This window comes from Novosphingobium jiangmenense (assembly GCF_015694345.1).
Classification (GTDB): domain Bacteria; phylum Pseudomonadota; class Alphaproteobacteria; order Sphingomonadales; family Sphingomonadaceae; genus Novosphingobium; species Novosphingobium jiangmenense.
On the sequence record NZ_JADQDC010000027.1, the window covers coordinates 1 to 1,736 of the forward strand.

2 protein-coding genes are annotated in these 1,736 nt (G+C 65.6%); both read right to left on the minus strand.

The features are described from left to right. Window positions 1-51: 51 nt before the first annotated feature. Window positions 52-984 carry an electron transfer flavoprotein subunit alpha/FixB family protein gene (locus I2488_RS19365; RefSeq protein WP_196277434.1) on the minus strand — a complete coding sequence of 311 codons (933 nt, stop codon included), beginning with the start codon at window positions 982-984 and terminating at the stop codon, window positions 52-54. Continuing rightward, window positions 984-1,736, minus strand: a complete 753-nt coding sequence (locus I2488_RS19370; protein WP_196277435.1) for an electron transfer flavoprotein subunit beta/FixA family protein — start codon at window positions 1,734-1,736, stop codon at window positions 984-986. Before I2488_RS19370 ends, I2488_RS19365 begins: the two co-directional genes overlap by 1 nt.

Consider the following 1,736-nt stretch of genomic DNA (forward strand, 5'->3'; position numbering starts at 1 on the left):
TGGAGTGTTTCCCCGGGGAAACACTCCATCATGGCGTTGCGTGTGTTGGTGTCAGAGCTTGCCGGTGAGTTCCGGGACCAGCGTGAAGAGGTCGCCGACGAGGCCGATGTCGGCGACCTGGAAGATCGGGGCGTCTTCGTCCTTGTTGATGGCGATGATGGTCTTGGAGTCCTTCATGCCGGCAAGGTGCTGGATCGCGCCCGAGATGCCGACCGCGATGTAGATTTCCGGCGCCACGATCTTGCCGGTCTGGCCGACCTGGTAGTCGTTGGGCACGTAGCCTGCGTCGACTGCGGCGCGCGATGCGCCGATGCCCGCGCCGAGCTTGTCGGCGAGCGGGGTGATGACCTGTTCGAAGGTGGCAGCGTCCTTGAGGGCGCGGCCGCCCGAGACGATGATCTTGGCGCTGGTCAGTTCCGGGCGCTCGGACTTGGCGATCTCGGCGCTGACGAAGGTCGACAGGCCGCTGTCAGGGGTGGCGCTGACAGCTTCGACCGCGGCGCTGCCGCCGGTGGGTGCAGCCTTGGCAAAGGCGGTGCCGCGCACGGTGATGACGAGCTTGGCGTCGCTGGATTCAACCGTGGCGATGGCGTTGCCGGCGTAGATCGGACGGGTGAAGGTCTTCGGCCCTTCGACCGAGAGGATGTCCGAGATCTGCATGACATCGAGCAGCGCAGCGACGCGCGGGGCGACGTTCTTGCCCGTGGTCGTGGCAGGGGCGACGAAGGCGTCGTAATCGGCCATCAGACCGGCGACGAGCGGGGCGACGTTTTCAGCCAGCGCATTGTCGAGGCTGGCGTCGTCGGCCTTGAGCACCTTGGCAACGCCTGCGATCTGCGCGGCGGCCTGTGCGGCAGCGTCGCAGTTGCTACCTGCGACCAGCGCGGTGACTTCGCCAAGCTGGCCAGCGGCGGTTACGGCAGCGAGCGTGGCGTCCTTGACCGACGCGTTGTCGTGTTCGACGAGAACGAGAACCTTGGACATCAGGCTACTCCCATTTCCTTGAGCTTGGCGACCAGCGTGTCGACATCGGGCACCTTGATGCCGGCGCTGCGCACGGGCGGTTCGGAGACCTTGAGCGTCTTGAGGCGCGCGGCAACATCGACGCCGTAGTCGGCGGGCGACTTGGTCGCGAGCGGCTTGGACTTGGCCTTCATGATGTTGGGCAGCGAGGCATAGCGCGGCTCGTTGAGGCGCAGGTCGGTGGTGACCACCGCAGGCAACGCCAGCTTCACGGTCTGCAGACCGCCGTCGATCTCGCGCTTGACCACGACGGCATCGCCCTCGACCGAGACTTCGTTGGCAAAGGTGCCCTGCGGACGGCCCAGCAGCGCGGCGACCATCTGGCCGACCTGGTTGCTGTCATCGTCGATCGCCTGCTTGCCGGTGATGATCAGCGCCGGCTGCTCCTCATCGGCAATGCCCTTGATGATCTTGGCCACGGCCAGCGGCTCGACCTCGACGCCCTCGTCAACCTGCACCAGCACCGCGCGGTCCGCGCCCATCGCCAGCGCCGTGCGCAGCGTTTCCTGGCTCTTGGCCACGCCCACCGACACCGCCACGATCTCGGTCACCACGCCCTTCTCCTTGAGGCGAATGGCCTCCTCGACTGCGATCTCGTCAAACGGGTTCATGCTCATCTTCACGTTCGCAAGATCGACCCCCGAACCATCCGCCTTCACACGTGGCTTCACGTTGTAGTCAATCACCCGCTTCACGCAGACCAGGGCTTTCAT

Bases quoted from the DNA above. Each gene is read 5' to 3' on its own strand.
- I2488_RS19365 (WP_196277434.1), bottom strand. From the start codon at position 984: ATGTCCAAGGTTCTCGTTCTCGTCGAACACGACAACGCGTCGGTCAAG.
- I2488_RS19370 (WP_196277435.1), bottom strand. From the start codon at position 1,736: ATGAAAGCCCTGGTCTGCGTGAAGCGGGTGATTGACTACAACGTGAAG.